This is a genomic window from Sulfitobacter sp. 1A15299, from assembly GCF_043556915.1.
Taxonomy (GTDB): domain Bacteria; phylum Pseudomonadota; class Alphaproteobacteria; order Rhodobacterales; family Rhodobacteraceae; genus Sulfitobacter.
The window spans coordinates 1-23820 of record NZ_JBIFFJ010000011.1; the positions used below are offsets into that span (position 1 = coordinate 1).

Consider the following 23820-nt stretch of genomic DNA (forward strand, 5'->3'; position numbering starts at 1 on the left):
GTTTTACCGTGGTCAACGTGGCCGATCGTGCCGATATTGACGTGCGGTTTGGTGCGTTCAAACTTTGCCTTTGCCATGGTGGCGCCCTTTTAATTGAGGGGCCCCAACGGGGACCCGAACCCTATCTGGCGGGCGATGTATTGGGTTCGGGCGGTAAAATCAAGCGGGACTTGCGTCTTGGCGCCACTTAAAGCCCGACGTGGGCTTGTGGCATCGGTTGGGGTCGCCCCGGCTGAGGGCTATTTATCCTCCGGCTCCCCGGCGGGGGACAGGGCCGTGCCGCCGTTGAACCAACCCTCTTCGCGGTTTTGCTTTACCAGATAGGTCTCGATCGCCTTGGCGGCGTTCTGGCTGAGGTTCTTGAGTTGCTCTTCGGCGGATTTGGTATAGCCCGAGCCCACCACCGGCCCCTGATCGAAGGATTCGAAGACGGTGACCTGATGCGGCTCGGGGTTCAGCTTCTTGTTCTTGGCGTCGTCCCAAACCGTGAGGTTGAGGATCAAGATTGATTTCGGTGCAAAGACCAGCGGGATGCCCGGCTGCGCCAGCACATAGCCCTCGACGCTGATTCCAAAGTGGTAGAGGCGCTCGCCCTCGTAGCGGTCAAAGCGTTCGGCGGTGGCGGCGCGCACGGCCTCGGCCAGTTCGTCCTTGCTGACCTCGCGGCTCAGCGGCCCCTTCTGGGCTTTGGGCGCCACCACGATATTGTGGTGCAGGTTGAAATCCCCCAGCGGGGTCGGCGCCTTGTCGAGGTCGGATGCCCCGTTGCAGGCGGCCAGCGTCGCGACGAAGGTCAACAGGGCAAGAACTCTCAGCATGGGCGATCCCTCAGGGGTGTTAAGGTTTCGAAAAGGGGTAGCCGATGGGCCCAAGGGGCGCAATCATTTGCCGCAGTTGCGCAGCCCCCCGGCCGGTCTATCTTGGACTGTGAGTGAGGAGAGCAACATGACCCAAGCCCGCCCCCTGCCCGTTCGCGTGCCACTCGTTACCGAGCCTGTCGGCATGCTCGGCAGTCTTCAGATGGCGCGGCGCAATGTGCTCAGCATCATCCCCAAGATCGCCACGACCCAGCCCATGGTCTCGGGCAAGACCGGCAAGCGCTGGCATATGGTGATGGACCCCGGCGCGATCCGGCAGATCCTGCTCGACCGGCTGGAGGATTACCCAAAGTCCGACGTCACCAAGAACCTGCTGCGCCCCGCGATCGGCGAGTCGCTCTTTATCGCCGAAGGCGCGCATTGGCGCTGGCAGCGCCGCACCGCCGCGCCCGTATTTTCGCAACGCAATGTGCGCAACCTCGCCCCGGTGATGAGCGCCGCCGCCACCCGCTCGGCCGAGCGCATCGCCGCCGCCGGGCCACGCGCGGTCAACATGCTCGACGAGATGGTGACCACGACCTTCGAGGTGATCGGCGACGTGACTTTCTCGGGCGACAGCACCTTCGACCGTGACAAGGTGCATGGCGCCATCGACGATTATATTGCCGAGGCCGGCAAGATCAGCCTGTTCGACATTCTCGGCCTGCCCGACTGGCTGCCGCGCCCGGGGCGGATGATGTCCGGCCAAGCGCTCAAGCAGATGAAGGCGATGGCCGATCAGGCGATCGAGGCGCGGGTGGCGCGCGGCCATGACGGCACGCCCGATCTCTTGGACCTGCTTTTGGAAGGCGAAGACCCCAAGACCAAGCGCCAGATGAACACCGGCGAGTTGCGCGACAACCTGTTGACCTTCATTGTCGCGGGCCATGAGACCACGGCCCTGACGCTGGCGTGGTCGATGTATCTGATGGGCTTCGACCCCGAGATGCAGACCCGGGCTCGGGCGGAAGTGCGCGATGTGCTGCAAGGCCGTGCCTGCACCGGCGAGGACGTGGACAAGCTGCCGCTGGTGCGGATGATCATCGACGAGGCGCTGCGCCTCTACCCCGCCGCCGGGATCATTTCGCGCACGGCGCAGAAACACGACAGGCTCTGCGACCGCGAAATACGCCCCGGCGACACGGTGATGATCCCGATCTACGCGCTTGGCCGCAACGAAATGCTCTGGGAGGAACCCGATGCCTTCCGGCCTGAGCGTTTCGCCGACCGCAAGGCGATCGACCGCTACGCCTATCTGCCCTTCGGGGACGGGCCGCGCATCTGCATCGGGGCGAGTTTCGCCTTGCAGGAGGCGGTGATCATTCTCGCCACGCTGCTGGGACGGTTCAAGTTCACCCCGGTGCCAGGGCGCGACCCCAGGCCGGTAATGATCCTGACCCTGCGCCCCGAAGGCGGCGTCTGGATGACCGCCGAGCCGCTGGACTGACCGCGCCCCGAGGGGCGCGGGTGTTTCACGTGAACTTGTTGTCGCGCGGGAAGCCGCGGGGGGCCATGCGGCCCGAGCTTGCGCGCTTGCCGGTCCATTCGGCCAGATCGGCCTCGGTCCGGGTGCGACCCGCCGGATCCTGCCAGCTGAGGCCTGCCTCGCGCGTGAAGGTGATGGCGTCCGACAACCCGCCGTCCTTGAACTTCTGCAGGCGCACGCCCTTGCCCCGGCCCATCTCGGGCAACTCATCAAGGCCGAAGACCAGCACCTTGCGGTTCTCGCCCACAGTGGCGACGCTGTCGCCCGACACGGGGTGACAGACCAGCGCAGTGACCCCCTCACCGCGCACGTTCAGCACCTGTTTGCCGCTGCGGGTCTGGGCCACAACGTCATCCTCGGGCACGACAAAACCATCGCCTGCCGTGGAGGCCACCAGCAGCTTGCGCCCCGGCTGGTGAATAAAGAGCGAGACGATCTGCACCTCGTTGGGCAGGTCGACCATCAGACGCAGGGGCTCGCCCATGCCGCGCCCGCCCGGCAGGTTGGCGGCAGAGACGGTGTAGAACCGCCCGTTCGAGCCGAAAACCAAAAGCCGATCCGTCGTCTCGGCATGGAAGATGAAGCGCGGGCCGTCGCCGTCCTTGAACTTCAACTCGCGGCCGAGGTCGATATGGCCGGTCATGGCTCGAATCCAGCCCATCTGGGAGCAGACCACGGTGATCGGCTCGCGGTCAATCATCGCCTCGATCGGCACCTCCTCGACCTCTCCGGCGGTGTCGAACTCGGTCAGTCGCTGGCCGCGTTTGACGCCATCGATCACCCAATCCTTGCCGAACTGCTTTTTCGTCGCGCGCAACTGCTCGGCGATGGTGGACCATTGCAGGTCCTCGCTTTCGAGCAGGTCTTCGAGCCCCGCACGCTCGGTCATCAGCGCGTCGCGCTCGGCCACCAGCGCGTCTTCCTCCAGACGCCGCAAAGACCGCAGGCGCATGTTGAGAATCGCCTCGGCCTGCACGTCCGACAACCCGTTCTCGCGGCCGGCAAAGCTGTGCGGCACGGCGCGGGTCTCGCCGCTCTCGGCCAGCACGCCGATGGCCTGCGCCTCGGCATCGGCGATCACCGCAAGCTTCGAGACATCGACCCCGGCCAGCGGCGAGACGTAAGCCGCCTCGTCCATGGCGCGGCTGAGGGTGTCCTGATGCGCGCGGCTCCAGTCCTCGTACATCAGCGCGGCCTTGGGGTCCTCGTCGTAGCGGATGATCTCGATCACCCGGTCGAGATTCAGAAACGCCGTGATCAGCCCCTGCAGCACTTCGAGCCGGTGGTCGATCTTGTCCATCCGGTGCCGCGAGCGGCGTTGCAGCACCTCGCGCCGGTGGTCGAGGAAGGCGCGCAGCACTTCCTTGAGCGAGCAGACCTTGGGCGTCTGCCCGTCGATCAGCACGTTCATATTGAGCGAGAATCGCACCTCGAGATCCGAGTTACGGAACAGCATGCCCATGAGCACGTTCGGATCGACGTTTTTGGACCGCGGTTCAATGATCATGCGAATGTCTTCGGCAGATTCGTCGCGGATGTCGGCGAGAATCGGGATCTTTTTGGTCTGGATCAGCTCGGCGATCTTCTCGATCAGCTTGGACTTCTGGACCTGATAGGGAATCTCGGTGACGACGATCTGCCACGCGCCACGACCCAGATCCTCGACCTCCCAGCGGCAGCGCAGCCGGAAGGAGCCGCGACCGGTGCGATAGGCGTTGGCGATGTTCTCGGGCGGTTCGACGATGACGCCGCCGGTGGGGAAATCCGGGCCGGGCACGTAGTTCAACAGCGTGTCATCGCGGGCGTCAGGCTTCTTGATCAGGTGGATACAGGCGTCGCAAAGCTCGGCGATGTTATGCGGCGGAATGTTGGTGGCCATGCCCACGGCGATGCCAGAGGAGCCATTGGCCAGAAGGTTCGGGAACTGCGCCGGCAGCACGACAGGCTCGGTCAGCGTGCCGTCGTAGTTCTCGCGGAAGTCGACGGCGTTCTCGTTCAACCCTTCCAGCATGGCCTCGGCCACGGCGGTCATCCGCGCCTCGGTGTAGCGCGAGGCGGCGGGGTTGTCGCCGTCGATATTGCCGAAGTTGCCCTGCCCGTCGACCAGCGGGTAGCGCACGTTGAAATCCTGCGCCAGACGCGCCATCGCGTCGTAGATCGCGGCATCGCCATGCGGGTGGTAGTTACCCATCACGTCGCCCGAGATCTTGGCCGACTTACGGAAACCGCCCGTCGAGGACAGGCGCAGTTCGCGCATGGCATAGAGAATGCGGCGGTGCACCGGCTTCAGCCCGTCACGCGCATCGGGCAGCGCCCGGTGCATGATCGTGCTCAGCGCATAGGTCAGGTAACGATCCCCCAAGGCGCGGCGCAGCGGCTCGGACAGGTCATTCGGGTCGAGTTCTGGGGGTGTGCTTGTGTCTGACATGACGGGTCTTTTAGCCAAGCACGCCAGAGCGGGCAAGCGACAGATTACCCGCAAACGACTCGGCAAAATCGCCGCTGTCACGGTTTCAAGTGAGAAAAAAGCAATACTTTTCGGCTATGCGAATTCTTGCCAATCGGAAATGAACCATTCGCGAAGTTTCGCGTTGGTCTCTCACAGCAACATGGTTTGACACGGGACGAGGAACGGCGAAAATGAAACGGTTCATCTTTTTGACATTTGGTTTCATGGGCTGGGCATTCTACGAGATGAGCGGCGGCGCGGATTTCGTGCCTGCAGGACCGCAAATGGCCAGCGCCGAAGCCGCAGAATCGGCTCTGATCGCCAATGAGAACCCCTCTTCAAACCTTGTCACTGCCACCGCGGCAAACGCGGCCCGCAAGGCGGAGAGCCCGATCACCCCCTTCGCCGAACGCACACCCGCCCGTGATACCACAGCCACCCGCGTGGCACTGAACCTCACAACGCTCAGCGACCTGCCGCAGGTCAATGACGGGATGGTGCAAAAGGCCGTGGCAACCCCTGCGGACCGCGCCGGGGCGAAGGTGGTCAAGGCCAAGGCTGTCAGCGCCCCTGCCCCTCAGGTTGAGAAAGCCGCCTACACGACGACAACCGCCAGCGCGCCCGTCGTGATCCCAAGCCTGATTGACGGTGCTGAAAGCGACGCAACCTATGTCAGCACGACGCAGGCCGACATCCGCAAGGTAAACGGCACCCGCGTCAACGTTCGCGGCGGTCCGGGCACTAACTTCGGCGTGGTGGGCAAGCTCGGCAAAGGCGATGCCGTCGAAGTGATCGAAGACAACGGCGCAGGCTGGGTGCGTTTCCGCAGCGTCGACGGCAGCGAATCCGGCTGGATGGCCGACTTCCTGCTCAACAACGGCTAACTTGCCAATCCCATAGCATCGCGCGATGAAGGGCCTTTCAAACGAAGGGCCCTTTGCATGTCTGCGACCCGCTCCATCCTCGTCACCGGCTGTTCCAGCGGCATCGGCTATGCCGCCGCGCACGGTATGCGCGCCCGTGGATGGCGCGTTTTTGCCGCCTGCCGCCAACAAGCGGATTGCGACCGGTTACAGGCCGAAGGCTTCGACGCGCCGCGCCTTGATTACACCGACGAGGCCAGCATCGAAGCGGCGCTCGCCCATGTGCTGGACCAAACCGGCGGCACGCTCGACGCGCTGTTCAACAACGGTGCCCACGCCACGCCCGGATTGGTCGAAGACCTGCCCACCGATGCCCTGCGTGAGATATTCGAGGCGAATTTCTTTGGTTGGCACAGCCTGACCCGCGCGGTGATCCCGGTGATGCGCAGGCAGGGGCATGGGCGGATCGTGCAATGCTCTTCGGTGCTTGGCATGGTGGCGATGCCGTGGCGCGGCGCGTATAATTCCACGAAATTCGCCCTTGAGGGGCTGACCGATACCCTACGGCTTGAAATGCGCGGCACCGGGGTCGCGGTGATCCTGATCGAGCCCGGCCCCGTCACCTCGAAACTGCGGACCAAGGCCATTCCGCGTTTCGAGCGCTGGATCGACTGGCAAAACAGCCCCCGCGCGGCGGAGTATGAAAGCACCATGCGCCCCCGGCTTTATGACGACAGCGGCAAGAAAGACCGCTTCGAACTCCCGCCCGAGGCGGTGGTCGAGAAACTGGCGCACGCCGTCGAATCCCCCCGGCCCCGCCCGCGCTATTTCGTCACAACCCCAACGCATATCGGCGGTATTTTACGGCGTATCCTGCCGACGCGCGCGTTGGACTGGGTCACCAGCCGTTGATTTTGGTTGCGCGGCTGCCCGCTGCCGCTACATCTCAGGCCAACGAAAGGACAGCCCATGCCAAATGATCCGTTTTTCGTGATCGTCCTGATTTCTGTCGTGGTGGTCGCCGTTGTGCTCCTGATGGGGCTGGGCGGCTTTGCTACCGGCGGCAAATTCAACAAACGCAACGCCAACAAGCTGATGCGCTGGCGGATCATCGCGCAGTTCATCGCCGTGCTGCTGATCCTTGCCTATGTCTATTTCCGAGGGGGCACGATCTGATGGTAGTACTGAACAAGATTTACACCCGCACCGGGGACAAGGGCACGACCGCGCTTGGCAATGGCGACCGCGTGGCGAAACACGACGCGCGGGTCGAGGCCTATGGCACGGCGGATGAGCTCAACTGCTTCGTCGGCGTGGCGCGGTTGGAGGCCACGGATGCGACGGACGAGGCGCTGGCGCGCATTCAGAACGACCTCTTCGATCTGGGCGCCGACCTTTGCCGCCCCGATATGGAAGCCGATAAGGATGCGGAATACCCGCCCCTGCGGGTCACCCAAGCACAGGTCGACCGGCTGGAGCGTGAGATTGACGTGATGAACTCCGAGTTGGAGCCGTTGCGCAGCTTCATCCTGCCGGGGGGCCGTGCCTTGGCGGCGCATCTGCACGTCTGCCGCACCGTGGCGCGCCGCGCCGAGCGGCTGGCGGTGCTGCTGGCCGAGCAAACGGCAGTGAACCCTGCCTGCGTGACCTATCTGAACCGGCTCAGCGATTGGTTCTTCGTCGCCGCGCGGATGGCTAATAACGCGGGCAAGGAAGACGTGCTTTGGGTGCCGGGGGCAAACCGGGCGTAAAATAGCGCTAACAGACGAAAAACCGGGAAAACGCCGCGTTCAAAACTGCCAACCTGCCGATTTTGGCCTGTTTTGATCCGATCCGCTTCGTTACACCCGTGTGGAGAATTAGGGAGACCGGGCCACCAGCCCGCGTCGCAAACTGAGGAGAGAGACCGCTCATGAAGGTACTGGTGCCTGTCAAACGCGTGATCGACTATAACGTGAAAGTTCGTGTCAAAGCGGACGGATCGGGTGTTGATCTTGCCAATGTGAAAATGTCGATGAACCCCTTCGACGAAATCGCCGTCGAACAGGCGATTCGTCTGAAGGAAGCCGGTCAGGCTGAAGAGGTCGTCGCCGTCTCCATCGGTGTGAAGCAAGCGCAGGAAACGCTGCGCACCGCCCTCGCCATGGGCGCGGACCGCGCAATCCTCGTGGTGGCCTCGGACGATGTGCACAAGGACATCGAACCGCTGGCCGTGGCCAAGATCCTCAAAGCCGTGGTCGACGAAGAGCAGCCGAGCCTCGTGCTCTGCGGCAAGCAGGCGATCGACAACGACATGAACGCCACCGGGCAGATGCTCTCGGCGCTGATGGGCTGGTCGCAAGCGACCTTTGCTTCCGAGATCGCTATCGAAGGCGACAAGGCGAAAGTCACCCGCGAAGTCGACGGCGGCCTGCAGACCATCGAGGTCACCATGCCGACAGTCGTCACCGTGGACCTGCGCCTCAACGAACCGCGCTATGCCTCACTGCCCAACATCATGAAGGCCAAGAAAAAGCCGCTGGATGAGAAGACCGCCGAGGACTACGGCGTCGATGTCTCCAACCGGCTGGAAATCGTGAAGACCGAAGAGCCCGCGGAACGCGCCGCCGGCATCAAGGTCGGCTCGGTCGACGAGCTTGTGGCGAAACTCAAAGAAGCGGGGGCTGTGTAATGGCTGTTCTTCTGATTGCAGAGATTTCCGACGGCGAACTGTCGATGGACGCAACCGCCAAGGCGGTAAGCGCGGCCAAGCAACTGGGCGACGTAACCATTCTGGCGGCAGGCAGCTCGGCTGCGGCGGCAGGCGAAGCGGCGGCCAAGATCGACGGCGTTTCCAAGGTGCTGGTCGCCGAGGACGAGATGCTGGGCCACCGTCTGGCCGAGGCCACCGCGGCGCTGATCGTCAGCCTTGCCGGTGACTACGACCACATCGTCGCGCCCGCCACCACGGACGCCAAGAACATCATGCCCCGCGTCGCGGCGCTGCTCGATGTCATGGTGATCTCGGATGCCTCCGGCGTGGTCGATGCCGACACTTTCGAGCGTCCGATCTACGCGGGCAACGCGGTGCAGACCGTGAAGTCGAACGACGCCAAGAAAGTCATCACCTTCCGCACATCGACCTTCGATGCCGCCGGTGAAGGCGGCTCCGCCTCGGTCGAGACCATTTCGGCAGCCGAGAACCCCGGCCTGTCCACATGGGTCGAAGACAAGGTCGCCGAATCGGACCGCCCCGAGCTGACAAGCGCGGGCGTGGTGGTGTCCGGTGGTCGCGGTGTCGGCTCCGAAGAGGACTTCGCCCTGATCGAGAAACTGGCCGACAAGCTGGGCGCCGCCGTTGGCGCCTCCCGTGCGGCGGTCGATTCGGGCTATGCTCCGAACGACTGGCAGGTGGGCCAGACCGGCAAAGTGGTCGCCCCCGACCTCTATATCGCCGTCGGCATCTCGGGTGCGATTCAGCACCTTGCCGGGATGAAGGACTCCAAGATCATCGTCGCGATCAACAAAGACGAAGAATCGCCGATCTTCCAAGTTGCCGACTACGGTCTCGTGGCAGACCTCTTCGACGCGGTGCCGGAACTGATCGAAAAGCTGTAAAGCACTCACATGAAACACCAAAGGCCCGCCGTTCTCGGCGGGCCTTTTTTATGCATGCCCCTACCGGGAGCGTCAGGACATGCTTTGCAGCGCATCGGTCAAAGCGGCGGCGGCAGTGGCATGGGCCATCGGGCCCAGCATTTCCGACGCGGCCTGCGCCTCGAACTCACTGACGACCATTCCAGCCGTCGGCCCGGCAGAGGGGTCTTTTGGCGTGACGACCTCGATCTTGGCCGTGGCGTGCTGGGCCACCGCGTCCAACATTTCGCGCGTTACGAACAGCGGATCATGGCCCAACTCCCCCACCGGCTGCGCTGCCGCTGCGACCGGCGGGCGGTCGGCCAGCCAAAGCAAAAGCGTGCGCCCCTGTATTTGCCCCAACATCAAACGCATGCGTGCCATCCACGCCTGCTGAAGCTCCGCGCGCACCGCCTCAAACCGTTCGGGCGAGACCTGCATGAGATGGGTCAGCATGTGCCGGTTGAAGTGGAATTGCGAGAAATCGACCTCGCGGTAGATCGTCTGCAACAGCGCTGAGGCCCCGACGAAGCGGTCGTTTCGACGCCGGTGCACGGAATAGAAACGGTTGGTCATATTCTGCGCCCCCATGATCTGAACCACTGTCACATCCGCCTGCGAGGCAGCCTGCGCGACGAAAGGGTCATGGGCAAAAGCGTCAATCCCCGCATTCGGGAAGCCGAAGTTCACACAGGTTTTGCCAATCTCGGCCTCGACCCGCGCGGGAAACGGCTCTTCAATGAATTTGCCATAGGTCTCTGTCCCGCCGAGAAAGGCGATATAGGGGGCCTCCAGCCTGCGGCGCGGGCCGCGAAACATCAGTTTTGACGTGCCATAGCGACATGGCAAATAGTCCAGGGGCGCTGGCCCCACTGCATCATAGGTCATCGAACCCACCTTTTTGTTCACCCAAAGCCAGATTGCACAGCAGGGGCTGCGATTCTGTTAACGGGCGAATTTGTCGTGAGATTTCGTAAACAGCTGCCCTTGCGGCACCCCCGCCACGCGCCCTATTGTGCGCCGAACTCAAGCAAAGGACAGGCCATGGACATCCAGACAATCGGTATCGTGGGAGCGGGGCAAATGGGCAATGGGATCGCCCATGTCATGGCGCTGGCAGGCTACGATGTGCTGCTGAACGATGTCAGCGCCGATGCGCTGGCCAAAGCGATGAAAACCGTGACCGGCAATATGGACCGCCAAGTCAGCCGCGAGAAGATCACCGCCGCCGACCGGGACGCCGCCATGGCGCGCATCACCACGACGCAGACGCTAAGCGATCTGGGCCAAAGCGATCTGGTGATCGAAGCCGCAACCGAGCGCGAAACGGTGAAACAAGCAATTTTCGAAGACCTGATCCCGCATCTAAAGCCGACGACGATCCTGACCTCGAACACCTCCTCGATCTCGATCACCCGCCTTGCCAGCCGCACCGACCGACCCGAAAAATTCATGGGTTTCCACTTCATGAACCCCGTGCCGGTGATGCAACTGGTCGAATTGATCCGCGGCATCGCCACGGACAGCGAGACCTATGACGCTTGCAAAGCCGTGGTCGACCGTCTGGGCAAGACCGCCGCCTCGGCCGAGGATTTCCCCGCCTTCATCGTGAACCGCATCCTGATGCCGATGATCAACGAGGCGGTCTATACGCTCTACGAAGGGGTCGGCAATGTCGAGTCGATCGACAGTTCGATGAAGCTGGGTGCGAACCACCCCATGGGGCCGCTGGAGCTTGCGGACTTTATCGGTCTGGACACATGTCTCGCCATCATGAACGTCCTGCATGACGGGCTGGCGGATACGAAGTATCGCCCCTGCCCGCTACTGACCAAATATGTCGAAGCCGGGTGGTTGGGCCGCAAGACGCAGCGCGGCTTCTATGATTACCGGGGGGAAAAACCGGTTCCGACGCGCTGAGTTGCGAGGGTGTTGGGGGCGCTGCCCCCATCGCGCCAGAGGCGCGATTCCCCCGAGGGTATTTTCAAAAGGATGAAGCCTAGTTGGTCAGCGCCAGAGTATGCGCGCGCAGCCAGGCCATGAAGCCGCGCGGGTCGTCTGCCCAGCGGTCGATCTCTTCGCGGGCGAGCGGGTGGCCGACGATGGGGCCTTGGGGCCTGTCGCAGGCGTGGGCGATTTCATGCAGCAAGAGCCCTTGGCGCAGCATCGGGCTGAGCCTGTTGGCGATCTGATAGGCGCGGCTGTTCTGGCCCGGGAAGCGCATCGGCACCACCTGCGCGCCGGAGCGGCGGATCATTTTGGCAGTAAAGACGTTCCATTCCGCTTCGACCGCCGGGCCCCACCAGCTTTCCGAAGCAGCAACGACGCCTGAGGGGAAGAGCGCCACGACGCCCCCCTCCTTGAGGTGGGCCATGGCCTTGGCGCGCATTTCCACACCTTTGCGCTGCGCATCCGGGTCATGTGGGAAGGGCACCGGGATCATGTAGCTGCCCGCCACCTCGTCGATGGAGGTGAGCAGCGACCGGGTGAGGATACGGTAATCGGGGCGCACGCGGCCGATGAGGTCGGCGAAGATCATGCCGTCGACCATGCCGTGGGGGTGGTTTGCCACGACCACGACTGGCCCCTCTTTTGGGATGCGGTCCAGTTGCGTTTGCGGGGTGGTGAGGTCGATGCCCATCGTGTCGAGCGCCGCGCGCCAGAAGGCCTGGCCCGAGGGGGTGCCGCGTTGTTCGAACTTGCGGATCAGACGCAGGATTTTGAGCTTGCCGGTGAAAAGCTCCATCGCGGAGATCACCCGCGCTTTCCATGGGTCATCGAAGGTCGAGGCATAGGACAGGCTGCGGCGGTCGTATTTGGTGAAGGTCACCGTGCCGTCGCCTGTCTGGGCCGGCTCGGCCGCGATGTTTTGCAGGTCATCCATGGGGTCGGCGGATCCTTTTTCCCGCTTGGCGGGCCTAAAACCCTTCGCCGAACTTATCCGCCACGAGGGCGGTCAAAGCTTCGGCCAAGGCCTCGGCATCGGGGCCGGAGGTTTGGACATCGATGGTGGTGCCGCGCGATGCGCCGAGCATCAAGAGCCCCATAATACTGTCGCCGGAGGCCGACATGCCATCCTTGCTGACTTCGGCGCGGGCATCAAACGCCTCGACCACTTCGACCAATTTGGCGGAGGCGCGCGCGTGCAGGCCTTTTTCGTTTACAATCTTTAAAGAAAATTCGGGCATGACGTCTTGGGGCCTTCTAACCTGCGCTGACATTCTGGCTGTCGATATACTTCTTACCAGCTTCGAGCGCGGCACGCACGGCATCGGGCACATCCATATGCCGCGATTTGGCGAGTTTGATCAGCATTGGCAGGTTCGCGCCGTAGATGATCCGGCGGTTTTCCGGGCGGCAGGCCAATAGGCTGAGGTTCGAGGGGGAACCGCCGAAAAGGTCGGTGACCACCACCACACCGGCGCCTTGGTCCACCGCATCGGCGGCGCTGCAGATCTCGCGTTCCTTGTCGGCGCGGTCGTGGTCGGCTTCGATCGCGATGGCGCGCACGCCGAATTGGGATCCCACGACATGTTCGATGGCGGCAAGATATTCTTGCGCCAGCCCCCCATGTGCGACGATGACGATCCCGATCACGGCTTGTTTCCTTCACGATGCTGACGGTCCAGCTCTCGGTGCCTAATTGACACCTGCCAGCCCTGCTCTGCAAGGCGCAAAGCGTGGTCTTCGGCCATGGCGACAGAGCGGTGTTGGCCGCCCGTGCAACCAAAGGCGATGGAGATATGCGACTTGCCCTCTTCGCGGTACGCGGGCAGCAGCAGCAGGCTAAGGTCGAGCACCTTGTCGGCGAAATCGGCGTAGCGTTTGTCCCCGGCCACATGGGCCGCAACCGAAGGATCGCGCCCGTCGCCGCTGCGCAGTGCGGGCACCCAATAGGGGTTTCTAAGGAACCGACAGTCATGCACCACATCGACGCCACGCGGGAGGCCCCGTTTATAGGAAAAGCTCTGAACCGAGACCGTAAGGTGGCGCTGGCCGCCGGGGGCGAACCACTGTTCGACCTCTGCGCGCAACTCGTGGACGTTGAGGGTTGTCGTGTCGATCAACACATCGGCGCGGGCGCGGATCGGGTGGAGCAGTTCCTGCTCGCGCGCGATCCCGTCGACGGGGCGGTCAGCCGGGGCCAGCGGGTGGCGGCGGCGGGTTTCGGAAAAGCGTTGCAGCAGCACATCGGGGGCGCAGTCGAGATAGAGCAGTTCCGCGCGCCACCCCGGTTCAGCCGTCAGGCGACCCATCAGTTCGAGCACGCCTTCGGTGGAAAAGTCCCGGTTGCGGGCGTCGATCCCCAGAGCCACCGATTGCGCATCGCCGGGGCGGTCAAGCAGCGCGGGCAGCAGCCGCAGCGGCAGGTTGTCGATTGCCTCGAACCCCGCATCCTCCAGCACGTTGAGCGCAGAGGACCGCCCGGCGCCCGAAGGGCCGGTGACAAGGACCAACCGCCGGGGGGCGGGGTCTGTTGATGAGGTCTGACTGATCAATTCGGTTTTTCCACACCTGACATATACAGATGAATTGCTGCCGCAAAATGAGCGCTATCGCATTTGTGAAAACAGGGCAACGTGACATCCCGCAGCAGATGGTTGTGCGGTTCGGGAAGGCGCTGGTCTTCGGTACGGGACAGATCGACGACGAGGGCCAAGGGCACGGGGCCGTGATCCTCGGCCCGCAGAATGCCGACATAGCGCGCCTCGATCAGGCCGCGGATCGGTTCGGGGACGCTGGCGATCACCTGATCCCCCGAACGCATGACATCGGTGCGATCATCGGCCACCAGCGTGGCACCAAGGGCGATCAGTTGCAGGGCGAGGGCCGATTTGCCTGCACCCGAGGGGCCAAGGATCAGCACCCCGCGCCCATGGATCGCCACGCAGCTGGCGTGGAGGTTTTCGCGCTCGATAGTCATATCAGGCCCCGCGCCCGGGATTTAGGTGGGCAACCCCACGACAAAACGCGCGCCCAAGGGTTCGGAGGTGATGTCAGCCTCGGTCGGGCGGATGTTCTCGGCCCAGATCACGCCGCCATGGGCTTCGACAATCTGCTTCGAGATCGCGAGGCCGAGACCGGAGTTATTGCCGAAATGCTCTTCCGGGCGTTGCGAGTAGAAGCGTTTGAAGATCTTGCCAAGTGCCTGTTCGGGGATGCCGGGGCCAGTGTCTTCGACCACGATCAAAACGCGGTTGGCCCGTTTGCGGGCCCAGACCCGGATCGCGTCGCCGTCTTCGCAAAAGGAGATTGCGTTGGTGATCAGATTCACGAAAACCTGCGCCAAACGGGCTTCCAGCCCATGCACGGTGATCGGCGCGGCGGGGAGATCGGTGATGAAATCAATGCCTTTGGATTTCGCGTCTTCGCCAAGGTATTGGCCCAGATTGCCCAGCATTTGCAGCAGGTCGAAGGGCTCTTCCTCTTCCTTGACCAGCTCGGAGTCGAGCCGCGAGGCATTGGAGATGTCGCTCACCAGCCGGTCGAGGCGGCGCACGTCATGTTCGATCACATCCAGCAGTTTCTCACGCTGATCGTCACGCTTGACCATGCGCAGCGTGCCCACGGCAGACCGGAGCGAAGCGAGCGGGTTCTTGATCTCATGCGCCACATCGGCGGCGAATTGTTCGTTGCCGTCGATCCGGTTGTAAAGCGCCGAGACCATGCCGCGCAGCGCGCCCGAGAGGCGGCCAATCTCATCGGGGCGCGCGGTCAGATCGGGGATGCGGATGCGGCCGGGGTTCATCTTGCGCGCGTCCTTGTCGCGGCCCAGTTCGGCGGCGGCAGAGAGGTCGGCGAGCGGATTGGCGATGGTCGAGGCCAGAACGAGGCTGAGGCCGATGGAGACGAGGGTCGCGATGACGAAAATCTGCAAGACGCGCTCACGTTCGCTGCGCACAAGGCGGTCGATCTCTCCCGCCGCGCTGGCCACGGCGACCACGCCAACGGGGGTCTCGCCCTGCATGATGGGGGTCACCACGCTGAAAAGCGTGCCGCCTTCGATGGCAAGCGTGCCTTCCAGACGGGTGCCGCTGGTCACGCTGGTGCCGACCATGCCGCGCAATTGCTCTTCGAGCGGCGGGGTCACGGTGATCTCATCGGTGCTGAAGGGGGCCGAAACCCGGTCCCAAAGCCAATTCAACCCGTCGTTCAGCAAGGTCCGCTCACCCGCCTCGGAAGCGGCGAGAGCCTCGGCCACGGTGAGGCTGCCGGCGGTGCGGGCGACCAAGGTTTCCGCCGGATCATAGACAAAGACTTCGATGCCGCCGCGCAGGTCCAGCCCGTCGAGCGTGGCAGCCACATCGACGCCATCGCCGGTGGTCAGGTTCACCGGCGCGCCCGCGGGCAGTTGCGCTTCGATCACATCGGCGATCAGCTCGGTCTCAGACACCAGCGCCGCGGCGCGTTGCAGCGCCAGACTGTCGCGCGAGGAATTGAGGTAGAGGATCCCCGCCACCAGAACGCTCAGCGCGATCAGGTTAAAGGTAATGATCTTGCGCGTTAGCGGCGAGGAGCGGAGCGAGAACAGCCCCCGCCGTTCGCGCTTGACCCGAATTTCACCCGGCGCGGCACTCTCGGGGGTGACCCAATCGTCCCCCAGTACAACGTCACCGTCCCTGCCAGCAGCCATGTCCCGCACAAGCTTCCTTTCGACCCACGTTAACCGCCGGGTTTACTCTTCGTTATATCTATAGCCGATGCCGTAAAGAGTCTCGATCGCCGAGAATTCATCATCTGCGCTGCGCATCTTCTTACGCAGCCGCTTGATGTGGCTGTCGATGGTGCGGTCATCCACATAGACCTGATCATCATAGGCCACGTCCATCAATTGGTCGCGCGATTTCACGAAACCGGGGCGCTGCGCGAGCGCTTGCAGCAGCAGGAATTCGGTCACGGTCAGCGACACATCCTTGCCCTTCCAGCTCACCGCGTGGCGCAGCGGATCCATCCGCAGATCGCCGCGTTCCATCACCTTGGTCTCTTCGGTATCGCCGACCTCATTGGTCTCAACCGCGTCTTGGCGGCGCAGAAGCGCACGGATACGTTCGACCAAAAGGCGCTGGCTGAAGGGCTTTTTGACGTAATCGTCAGCCCCCATGCGCAGGCCCAACACCTCGTCGATCTCATCGTCCTTGGAGGTCAGAAAGATCACCGGCATCGCGGTTTTCTGGCGCAGACGTTGCAGCAGATCCATGCCGTCCATACGAGGCATCTTGATGTCCAGCACCGCCATATCGGGCAGTTTCTTGTTGAAGGCGTCCAAGGCCGCTTGGCCATCGTTATAGGTTTCCACTTCGAAACCTTCAGCTTCAAGAGTCATCGAAACGGATGTCAGGATGTTCCTGTCATCGTCTACCAATGCGATCTTTGACATTGCCTGCTTCCTTATGCTGCTCAATTCGTTCTTATTTTTGGAGTCAGTGATCTCCAATATTAAAGATCGAATCAATCCTTAAGTGCGAATCGTGCCTCTGAGATGCACCAATTCCGTCATAATTTGGTTAGGAATGGCTAAATTGCCGCACTTTGAGCGGGCTGATCCGAGAGGAAGCCGGTGTCGTGCGCGCCGCATCGGTCCGGGATCTAAGCGCTCAGAAACAAAGTTTTAGATGATGGCGCTAACTGTGACAAAGCTGCCTGTTCAACCTGAAAACGCCCGTGTTAAGAGGCTCTCAAGGCCCCCGACGCCCAGGGCAATTGCGCCCGCTCGGACACGTTCTGCGCTGCTCACGCGCTACCACAGGAGACATCATATGACATTTGGACGGGTAAACCCGCAGTTCAGCCTTGAGGATCAAAAGATCAGCGGGCTTGGCGATGTCTATTACAACCTGACCGAGCCTGCGCTGGTCGAGGCGGCATTGAAACGGGGCGAAGGCAGCCTTGGCAAAGGCGGGGCCTTCCTTGTGACCACCGGCAAGTTCACGGGCCGCTCGCCCAAGGACAAACATGTGGTCAAGACCGACAGCGTGGCCGACAGCATCTGGTGGGAAAACAACGCCGAGATGTCGCCCGAGGGCTTCGACGCGCTCTACGAAGACATGATCGCCCATATGCAAGGCAAGGACTACTTCGTCCAAGACCTCGTCGGCGGGGCGGACCCCAAACATGCGATCAACGTGCGCATGGTCACCGAACTGGCTTGGCACGGGCTTTTCATCCGCACCATGCTGCGCCGCCCCGATGCCGAGGCGCTGCAGGATTTCACCGCCGATTTCACCGTCATCAACTGCCCCAGCTTCCAGGCCGATCCGGCCAAGCATGACTGCCGCAGCGAGACCGTGATCGCGATGAACTTCGACCGCAAGATGATCCTCATCGGCGGCACCGAATACGCGGGCGAGAACAAGAAATCGGTCTTCACCCTGCTGAACTACCTGCTGCCGGAAAAAGGCATCATGCCGATGCACTGCTCGGCCAACCACGCCAACGGCAACCCGGTCGACACCGCCGTCTTCTTCGGCCTGTCGGGCACCGGCAAGACCACCCTCTCCGCCGATCCGGAGCGTACGCTGATCGGCGATGACGAACACGGCTGGTCCGACAATGGCACCTTCAACTTCGAAGGCGGCTGCTATGCCAAGACCATCAACCTCAACCCCGAGGCGGAGCCGGAGATCTACGCGACGACCTCCAAATTCGGCACGGTGATCGAGAATATGGTCTTCGATCCCGACACCTTCGAGCTCGACTTTGACGACGACTCGCTCACCGCGAACATGCGCGCCGCCTATCCGCTGCACTACATCTCGAACGCCAGCGAGAAGGCCGTTGGTGGCCATCCGAAGAACATCATCATGCTGACCTGCGACGCCTTCGGCGTGCTGCCCCCGATCGCGCGGCTCAGCCCGGCGCAGGCGATGTACCACTTCCTGTCGGGCTTCACCTCCAAAGTGGCGGGCACCGAGCGTGGCGTGACCGAGCCTGAGCCCACCTTCTCCACCTGTTTCGGCGCCCCCTTCATGCCGCGCCGGCCCGAGGTTTACGGCAACCTCTTGCGCGAAAAGATCGCCCAGCATGGCGCAACCTGCTGGCTCGTGAACACCGGCTGGACCGGCGGCGCCTATGGCACCGGCTCGCGGATGCCGATCAAGGCGACCCGCGCCCTGCTTAGCGCCGCGCTCGAAGGCCGTCTGGCGGATGCGGAGTTCCGCAAAGATCCGAACTTCGGCTTCGATGTCCCTGTCGAGGTGAACGGCGTCGCCGACATCCTGCTTGACCCGCGCCGCACATGGGACGACCCCGAGGCCTATGACCGTCAGGCGGCAAAACTGGTCAAGATGTTCTCGGACAACTTCGAGCAGTACCTGCCCCATATCGACGACGACGTGAAAGCCGCGGCGATCAGCTAAGCCTTTCGCCAAGGACGAAACAGAAAGGGCCGCCCCTGTTGGGGCGGCCCTTTTCGCATCTCACACCCCGTGGCCCTTAGCCCGCGAAAGTCACCTTCGCATCCAAAGGCATCTCGCGCAGGAAACTGTCATCGACGCCGACGATATTCACCGAACTCGACCGGTCGACCGCCGCGATCAGGGCAAAACTCTTGTCTGGATAGCGCCCGGCCATCAGCAACCGTTTATAGGCCAAGGGCACCGGCGCGCCCCCCTCCTCTCGCGGGATCTCGGTGACAACCTCGTCCAAGCGAACGCCACAGGTCGCCTCCACCTCCCGAAAGGGGTAGTTCAGCATATTCTCGAACTCAGGCCCGCCCGGGAAGAGTTTGATGGGCCGCCCGATGCTGCTGCGCGCATTGGACCAGCCCCACCATTGCGTGTAAAAGGATTTCTCCCCCACCTCGGTACAGATCCACCCATTGGGCGAGTCGCGGTACACCAGCACATAGGGACGCATGGCGCGGAAGGCCTCGCTCTCCAACTCGCCGCGGCTCAGGCTCCACGCCTGTAGCACGGCCTGAAGCATGGCAGAGCCGCCATCCCAAATCAACGACAGGGGCTGCTGTTGTTGGTGAAAGCACCAGCCGCTCGGCTCTTCATAGGAAAGGCGCAGCATACCATCGGCATGGCGCGTCTTGCCATCCAGCCACAGCTTGCCCCGGTCGAGGATATCGCGCGCTTCGGGCAGGGCTTCGGTGCCTGCTTTGGTCAGGGAATAGCGGCGGTTCTCAATCGTGAACAGCGGCGCGCCCATCGCCTCTTCCAGCTGCTGGATATGCCGCCGGACCGTCTGCCGGGTGCTGGCCAATTCGGCCACCGCATGGCTCAGGTTCAAAGTATGCGCCAGAGTCACGAAAGAGCGCATCATCTCAAACAAAAGGGCCGGGGCGGGGTCCTTTTGCAGGGTCTGGGGCACGGGGGCGACCGGCTCAATATCGGACATATGCTGGTTCATAGGCAAGGTATGGTACATGAATCACCCGGTAACGCAACATAATCCATACATCCACGGTGCATTGGTTACCGCAAAGAGGCCAGATCTAGGCAATTGATCCTCAATACATTGCGGGTAGTGAATATATGGTACTCAACCAGAGGTATTGAACCATGTCCCACCCCGTAGACGTTCACGTCGGTCGTCGGCTCAAGCAGGCTCGCACCCTGCGCCGGCAATCTCAGACCGATGTGGCACGCGAACTCAAACTGTCGTTTCAGCAGATTCAGAAGTATGAAATCGGCTCCAACCGGATCGCCGCCAGCCGCTTGCATGAGCTGGCCCGGATACTCAACGTGACCCCCGGCTATTTCTTCGAAGGGCTGGATGACGACAACCCCGAGACCAACAACGACCCCTCCCTCGACATCGTGAACGCCATCGGTTCCATCAAGGATGAAGCGGTAAAAGCCCGTATTCTAACGTTTATCGAGGATGTTGCCGGCGTCACCGTCGCGCGCAAAGGCTGATAACAGCCCGTCGTTCACGCGAAACTCCACCCGGGCCATAGGGCTCACACCACCTGCCCAAGGGCCACGAAAGCCCGCGGCAAACCGATGCGCACCCGCTTTAAGGGCCGGTCCAAATTACCGGCGTCTCCCACCTTCACGCGACCAGCGTTTCCGCCTTTTTCAGATCGACAGAGACCAACTGGCTCACCCCCTGCTCCGCCATGGTGACGCCAAAGAGCCGGTCCATCCGCGCCATCGTCACCGCATGGTGCGTGATGATCAGAAAGCGCGTGTCGGTCTGACGGCACATCTCATCCAGCAGATCGCAGAACCTGGTCACATTTGCGTCATCAAGCGGCGCGTCGACCTCATCCAGCACACAGATCGGCGCCGGATTGGCGAGGAAGACGGCAAAGATCAGCGCCATCGCGGTCAATGTCTGCTCTCCGCCCGACAGCAGGCTGAGGGTGCTCAGCTTCTTGCCCGGCGGCTGGCACATGATCTCCAACCCGGCTTCCAAGGGATCGTCGCTTTCGACCATCACAAGGTTCGCCTCACCGCCGCCGAAGAGATGGGTGAACAGCATCGAGAAGTTCGCGTTCACCTGATCAAAGGCCGTCAACAGCCGCTCCCGCCCCTCGCGGTTGAGGCCCGCAATGCCACTGCGCAGGGTCTTGATCGCCTCTTCCAGATCGGCCTTCTCGGTCAGCAGCGCTTCGTGCTCTTCGCGTATCTCTTTCGCATCGTCCTCGGCGCGCAGGTTCACCGCGCCCAAGGAATCCCGCTGCCGCTTGTACCGGTTTACGTCTTCTTCAAGCCTTTCCACAGGCGAGATCTGATCCGGCTCGACATCGAGCGCCTCGCGCAGCGCCTCGGGCGCGCACTGCCGTTCGTCCTGAATCCGCTCTGCCGCATGGGTCACCGTTTCGCGGGCGGCATCGCTGCGGGCCTCGGCCCGGGCACGGGCCTCCCGCGCGTCCGAGGCTTGCCGCTCTGCATCGCGCTCGGCATCCGTCGCGGCTTTCAAGGCGGCCTCGGCGGCGGCCAGCGTTTCCGTGGCATGGGCGCGGCGCGCCTCGGCGGAGGTGATCGCGCCCGACAGGTCTTCCCGCTTCGCCGCGATCTCCGCCGGAACGGCGCTCGCCTCGGCCAATTCGGCTTCGGATGCGCCCTTGCGCTCGACCAATTCAGCGCTGCGCTTACCCGCCGTTTCCAACCGATTGCGCCAGCCGCTGACCTCTTTGGCAACCTCTTGCAGCCGCCGTCTGCGCGCTTCCCCCTCACGGCGCAACTCGTCATGGGCCGAGCGGCGCGACATCATGGTGATCCGTGACGCCTCGACCGTCATGCGGACATCCTCGACCGTCGCACGGGCAGCGGAGAGGTCATCCAACCCCGCCAGCGTGCGCTCGGCGTCCATCACCTCGGCCCGCGCGGTAATCGCGGCCTCCTCATGGCGTTTCACGGCTAGGCCGAGGGATTCCAACCGGCTTTGGGCCAGATTGCGATCTGCCTCTGCCCGGCTCAACGCGCGGCCTGCTTCGGCGACTTGCCTGTCGGCATCACGCCGCGCCTCGCGGGCCCGTTTGTCGGCCTCGGCCTGTTCGGCCAATTGCTGCTGGAGGGTCTCATGCGCCGCCCGCGCGGCATCGGCACGGGTGCTCGCCTGTTCCAGCGTCTGTTTCAGGACTTCCAACCGGTTCAACTGCTGCAAACGCAGCGCGGCCGCCGAGGGCGCATCTTCGGCCATGGCGCGGAAACCGTCCCACCGCCAGAGATCGCCTTCCTTCGACACCAAGCGCTGCCCCGGCTGCAACTGTGCCTGAAGCTCTGCGCCCGCTTCGGCGTCAACAAGCCCCACTTGAGCCATCCGGCGCTCTAGCACCTGCGGCACGGTGACATGCTGCGTAAGCGGGGTCACCCCGGCGGGCAGTGGCTGCGGCGCCGGGTAGCTTGGCAAATGCGCCCAGCCCGAGGGGCGACCGGCCTCGACCTCAGGTGCACGCAGGTCGTCGGCCAAGGCCGCGCCGAGCGCTTTCTCAAAGCCCTGTTCCACCTGCAACCGGTCGAGGATCTGTCCGCCGTCGGCGCTATCACGCTCCACCAATTTTGCCAGCGCGCCGACCTCGGCCTGCAGTGCCTTGGCCTCGCCCTCCGCCTCAGAGCGCTCCGCGCGGGCCTCGGCCTCGCGCGATTGCGTGTCGGCACGGGTCTCTTCCGCGGCCAGAAGGGCGGTATCCGCCGCTGTCGAGGCGGTTACGGCAGCCGCTTCGGCCTTCTCAGCCGCCGCGAAATCCCGCCCGGCCTTGTCGAGGGTCGCTTGGCTTTGCGCCACCGCATCGCGCGCCTTGCGGGCCTCGGCTTCCGACTTCTCCAAGGTTTTGCGGCTGTCCTGAAGCAACCGTTCCGCCGAACTGTGGCGCGCCGCCAAACGGGCCACGTCTTCGGTTTGCTGCGAAAGATCCGCCTCGCGGGTTTGCAAGACTTCGGCGGCTTCCCGTGCGGCCTGTTCCGCCGCCTTAACCGCGGCGTCGTGACCCTTATCCGCCTTGGTGAGGTCTGCCGCTTCCTCTTCGAGGCGCGCGATCGTTTCTTCGGCGTCGCGGTTCAGCCCGCCTTCGCGGTCGATATCGCGGGTCAGCTGGGCAATGCGGCCTGTCAGGGTTTCGATCAGCGACGCCGCCCGCGCCTCTTCCTCGGTCAGCGTGTCGCGCTGCGTGGTGAGGCGTTGCAGGATCGCAGTCCCAATCGCCTCTTCCTCGCGCAGGGGTGGCAAGGCGGCTTCGGCCTCTGCCCGCCCTTCGGCCACACGGCGCACCTGCGCTTCGGCCTCTGCCGTGGCGGCGACGCGGGCCCGCAGTTCCCCCTCGGCCTTCGCACGCGCCTCATCGGCTTCGCGCCAGCGGCGATACAGCAACAAGCCCTCGGCATGGCGCAATGCTTCGCCAATCTCACGATACCGGGCCGCCTGCCGGGCTTGCCGGGCCAGCGTGGCCAATTGCGCGGCCAGTTGTTCGACAACATCATCCACGCGGGCGAGGTTTTGCTCGGCCCCGTTGAGTTTCAACTCGGCCTCATGGCGGCGCTGATACAGGCCCGAGATGCCAGCGGCCTCTTCCAGAATGCGGCGGCGGCTTTTTGGCTTGGCGTTGATCAACTCGGCAATCTGTCCCTGCCGGACCAAGGCGGGGCTATGCGCCCCGGTCGAGGCATCGGCGAAAAGCATCTGCACGTCGCGGGCACGTACATCCTTGCCGTTCACCTTATAGGCGCTGCCCACGTCGCGGGTGATCCGGCGGACGATTTCAAGCGCGTCTTGTTCGTTGAACCCTGCGGGCGCAAGCCGGTCGCTGTTGTCGAGGTGCAGCGCCACTTCGGCGAAGTTGCGTGCGGGCCGGGAGGCGGCCCCGGCGAAGATCACATCTTCCATGCCGCCGCCGCGCATGGCGGTCGGGCGGTTCTCCCCCATGACCCATCGCAGCGCTTCGAGCAGGTTGGATTTGCCACAGCCATTCGGCCCTACGACCCCGGTCAACCCGTCGGAAATGACGAGGTCGGTCGGGTCCACAAAGCTTTTGAAGCCGGTTAATCTGAGTTTTGAAAAGCGCAAGTTAGCCCTGCCGTGATTGATTCTCGCCTGAGCGGCGAACTTGCCGTTTGGCATGGGTCTGAGTCAATCAAAAGCCCCAAGGGAGAGGGGGCGGTC

General features: G+C 63.2%; 23 protein-coding genes. 11 read left to right on the plus strand and 12 right to left on the minus strand.

The window, feature by feature from the left end:
- Positions 1 to 191 (plus strand): hypothetical protein (locus ACGYK7_RS12020; RefSeq protein ID WP_394402465.1); only part of this gene is annotated, 191 nt, incomplete at its 5' end.
- 48 nt (positions 192 to 239) lie between these two features.
- Here the strand turns inward: ACGYK7_RS12020 and ACGYK7_RS12025 are convergent.
- Positions 240 to 818, minus strand: a complete 579-nt coding sequence (locus ACGYK7_RS12025) for a hypothetical protein (protein WP_394402467.1) — start codon at positions 816 to 818, stop codon at positions 240 to 242.
- A gap of 127 nt (positions 819 to 945) precedes the next feature.
- Here ACGYK7_RS12025 and ACGYK7_RS12030 point away from each other — a divergent pair, with 127 nt between their 5' ends.
- Positions 946 to 2304: a cytochrome P450 gene (locus tag ACGYK7_RS12030; protein ID WP_394402469.1), complete on the plus strand. Its 1359-nt coding sequence runs from the start codon at positions 946 to 948 to the stop codon at positions 2302 to 2304.
- A gap of 25 nt (positions 2305 to 2329) precedes the next feature.
- On the opposite strand, the gene ACGYK7_RS12035 is transcribed toward ACGYK7_RS12030, so the two are convergent.
- Positions 2330 to 4771 (minus strand): DNA topoisomerase IV subunit A, encoded by a 2442-nt coding sequence (locus tag ACGYK7_RS12035; RefSeq protein WP_394402472.1) that lies wholly within the window; start codon positions 4769 to 4771, stop codon positions 2330 to 2332.
- Positions 4772 to 4983: 212 nt separating this feature from the next.
- Here ACGYK7_RS12035 and ACGYK7_RS12040 point away from each other — a divergent pair, with 212 nt between their 5' ends.
- From ACGYK7_RS12040 to ACGYK7_RS12065, 6 genes are all read left to right on the plus strand, one after another.
- Positions 4984 to 5676 carry an SH3 domain-containing protein gene (locus ACGYK7_RS12040; RefSeq protein ID WP_394402474.1) on the plus strand — a complete coding sequence of 231 codons (693 nt, stop codon included), beginning with the start codon at positions 4984 to 4986 and terminating at the stop codon, positions 5674 to 5676.
- A gap of 57 nt (positions 5677 to 5733) precedes the next feature.
- On the plus strand, positions 5734 to 6567 hold the full coding sequence (locus ACGYK7_RS12045) for an SDR family oxidoreductase (protein WP_394402476.1): 834 nt from the start codon (positions 5734 to 5736) through the stop codon (positions 6565 to 6567).
- A 57-nt stretch (positions 6568 to 6624) separates the two neighbouring features.
- On the plus strand, positions 6625 to 6831 hold the full coding sequence (locus ACGYK7_RS12050; RefSeq protein WP_394402479.1) for a twin transmembrane helix small protein: 207 nt from the start codon (positions 6625 to 6627) through the stop codon (positions 6829 to 6831).
- Positions 6831 to 7406: a cob(I)yrinic acid a,c-diamide adenosyltransferase gene (locus ACGYK7_RS12055; RefSeq protein WP_394402482.1), complete on the plus strand. Its 576-nt coding sequence runs from the start codon at positions 6831 to 6833 to the stop codon at positions 7404 to 7406. Before ACGYK7_RS12050 ends, ACGYK7_RS12055 begins: the two co-directional genes overlap by 1 nt.
- A 161-nt stretch (positions 7407 to 7567) precedes the next feature.
- Positions 7568 to 8326: an electron transfer flavoprotein subunit beta/FixA family protein gene (locus ACGYK7_RS12060; protein WP_394402484.1), complete on the plus strand. Its 759-nt coding sequence runs from the start codon at positions 7568 to 7570 to the stop codon at positions 8324 to 8326.
- Positions 8326 to 9252: an electron transfer flavoprotein subunit alpha/FixB family protein gene (locus ACGYK7_RS12065; RefSeq protein WP_394402486.1), complete on the plus strand. Its 927-nt coding sequence runs from the start codon at positions 8326 to 8328 to the stop codon at positions 9250 to 9252. Before ACGYK7_RS12060 ends, ACGYK7_RS12065 begins: the two co-directional genes overlap by 1 nt.
- Before the next feature lie 72 nt (positions 9253 to 9324).
- On the opposite strand, the gene ACGYK7_RS12070 is transcribed toward ACGYK7_RS12065, so the two are convergent.
- The gene (locus ACGYK7_RS12070) at positions 9325 to 10158 is read right to left on the minus strand and encodes a DUF6473 family protein (RefSeq protein WP_394402488.1); all 834 of its coding nucleotides are present in this window, start codon (positions 10156 to 10158) and stop codon (positions 9325 to 9327) included.
- Between the two features lie 156 nt (positions 10159 to 10314).
- Between ACGYK7_RS12070 and ACGYK7_RS12075 the strand changes: the two genes are divergently transcribed.
- Positions 10315 to 11190, plus strand: a complete 876-nt coding sequence (locus ACGYK7_RS12075) for a 3-hydroxybutyryl-CoA dehydrogenase (RefSeq protein WP_168612495.1) — start codon at positions 10315 to 10317, stop codon at positions 11188 to 11190.
- A gap of 79 nt (positions 11191 to 11269) precedes the next feature.
- Here ACGYK7_RS12075 and ACGYK7_RS12080 read toward each other — a convergent pair whose 3' ends face one another.
- The 7 genes from ACGYK7_RS12080 to ACGYK7_RS12110 are packed head-to-tail and all read right to left on the minus strand — an operon-like array spanning position 11270 to position 16648.
- Positions 11270 to 12154, minus strand: coding sequence for a lysophospholipid acyltransferase family protein (locus ACGYK7_RS12080; protein ID WP_394402490.1), 885 nt, complete (start codon positions 12152 to 12154; stop codon positions 11270 to 11272).
- Between the two features lie 34 nt (positions 12155 to 12188).
- A complete protein-coding gene (locus tag ACGYK7_RS12085) occupies positions 12189 to 12458 on the minus strand; it encodes an HPr family phosphocarrier protein (RefSeq protein ID WP_067260603.1) in 270 nt (89 codons plus the stop codon).
- A 16-nt stretch (positions 12459 to 12474) separates the two neighbouring features.
- Positions 12475 to 12867: a PTS sugar transporter subunit IIA gene (locus tag ACGYK7_RS12090; protein WP_271692396.1), complete on the minus strand. Its 393-nt coding sequence runs from the start codon at positions 12865 to 12867 to the stop codon at positions 12475 to 12477.
- Complete coding sequence (gene rapZ / locus ACGYK7_RS12095) at positions 12864 to 13727, minus strand: RNase adapter RapZ (RefSeq protein ID WP_394402491.1); 864 nt, start codon at positions 13725 to 13727, stop codon at positions 12864 to 12866. The genes ACGYK7_RS12090 and rapZ overlap by 4 nt, the downstream gene beginning before the upstream one ends.
- 38 nt (positions 13728 to 13765) lie before the next feature.
- Positions 13766 to 14194, minus strand: a complete 429-nt coding sequence (locus ACGYK7_RS12100) for an HPr kinase/phosphorylase (protein WP_394402493.1) — start codon at positions 14192 to 14194, stop codon at positions 13766 to 13768.
- A 21-nt stretch (positions 14195 to 14215) separates the two neighbouring features.
- Entirely contained in the window at positions 14216 to 15904 is a 1689-nt protein-coding gene (locus ACGYK7_RS12105; protein WP_394402495.1) for a sensor N-terminal transmembrane domain-containing protein, read from the minus strand.
- Between the two features lie 42 nt (positions 15905 to 15946).
- On the minus strand, positions 15947 to 16648 hold the full coding sequence (locus tag ACGYK7_RS12110) for a response regulator transcription factor (RefSeq protein WP_067260621.1): 702 nt from the start codon (positions 16646 to 16648) through the stop codon (positions 15947 to 15949).
- 379 nt (positions 16649 to 17027) lie between these two features.
- On the opposite strand from ACGYK7_RS12110, the gene ACGYK7_RS12115 reads away from it, so the two are divergent.
- Positions 17028 to 18626: a phosphoenolpyruvate carboxykinase gene (locus ACGYK7_RS12115; RefSeq protein WP_394402496.1), complete on the plus strand. Its 1599-nt coding sequence runs from the start codon at positions 17028 to 17030 to the stop codon at positions 18624 to 18626.
- A 76-nt stretch (positions 18627 to 18702) separates the two neighbouring features.
- Here the strand turns inward: ACGYK7_RS12115 and ACGYK7_RS12120 are convergent, their stop codons facing one another.
- Positions 18703 to 19611, minus strand: a complete 909-nt coding sequence (locus ACGYK7_RS12120) for a LysR family transcriptional regulator (protein WP_394402498.1) — start codon at positions 19609 to 19611, stop codon at positions 18703 to 18705.
- Positions 19612 to 19775: 164 nt separating this feature from the next.
- Between ACGYK7_RS12120 and ACGYK7_RS12125 the strand changes: the two genes are divergently transcribed.
- Positions 19776 to 20132, plus strand: a complete 357-nt coding sequence (locus tag ACGYK7_RS12125; RefSeq protein ID WP_394402500.1) for a helix-turn-helix domain-containing protein — start codon at positions 19776 to 19778, stop codon at positions 20130 to 20132.
- Positions 20133 to 20268: 136 nt separating this feature from the next.
- Here ACGYK7_RS12125 and smc read toward each other — a convergent pair whose 3' ends face one another.
- Positions 20269 to 23724 (minus strand): chromosome segregation protein SMC, encoded by a 3456-nt coding sequence (gene smc, locus ACGYK7_RS12130; protein WP_394402502.1) that lies wholly within the window; start codon positions 23722 to 23724, stop codon positions 20269 to 20271.
- Between the last annotated feature and the right edge of the window lie 96 nt (positions 23725 to 23820).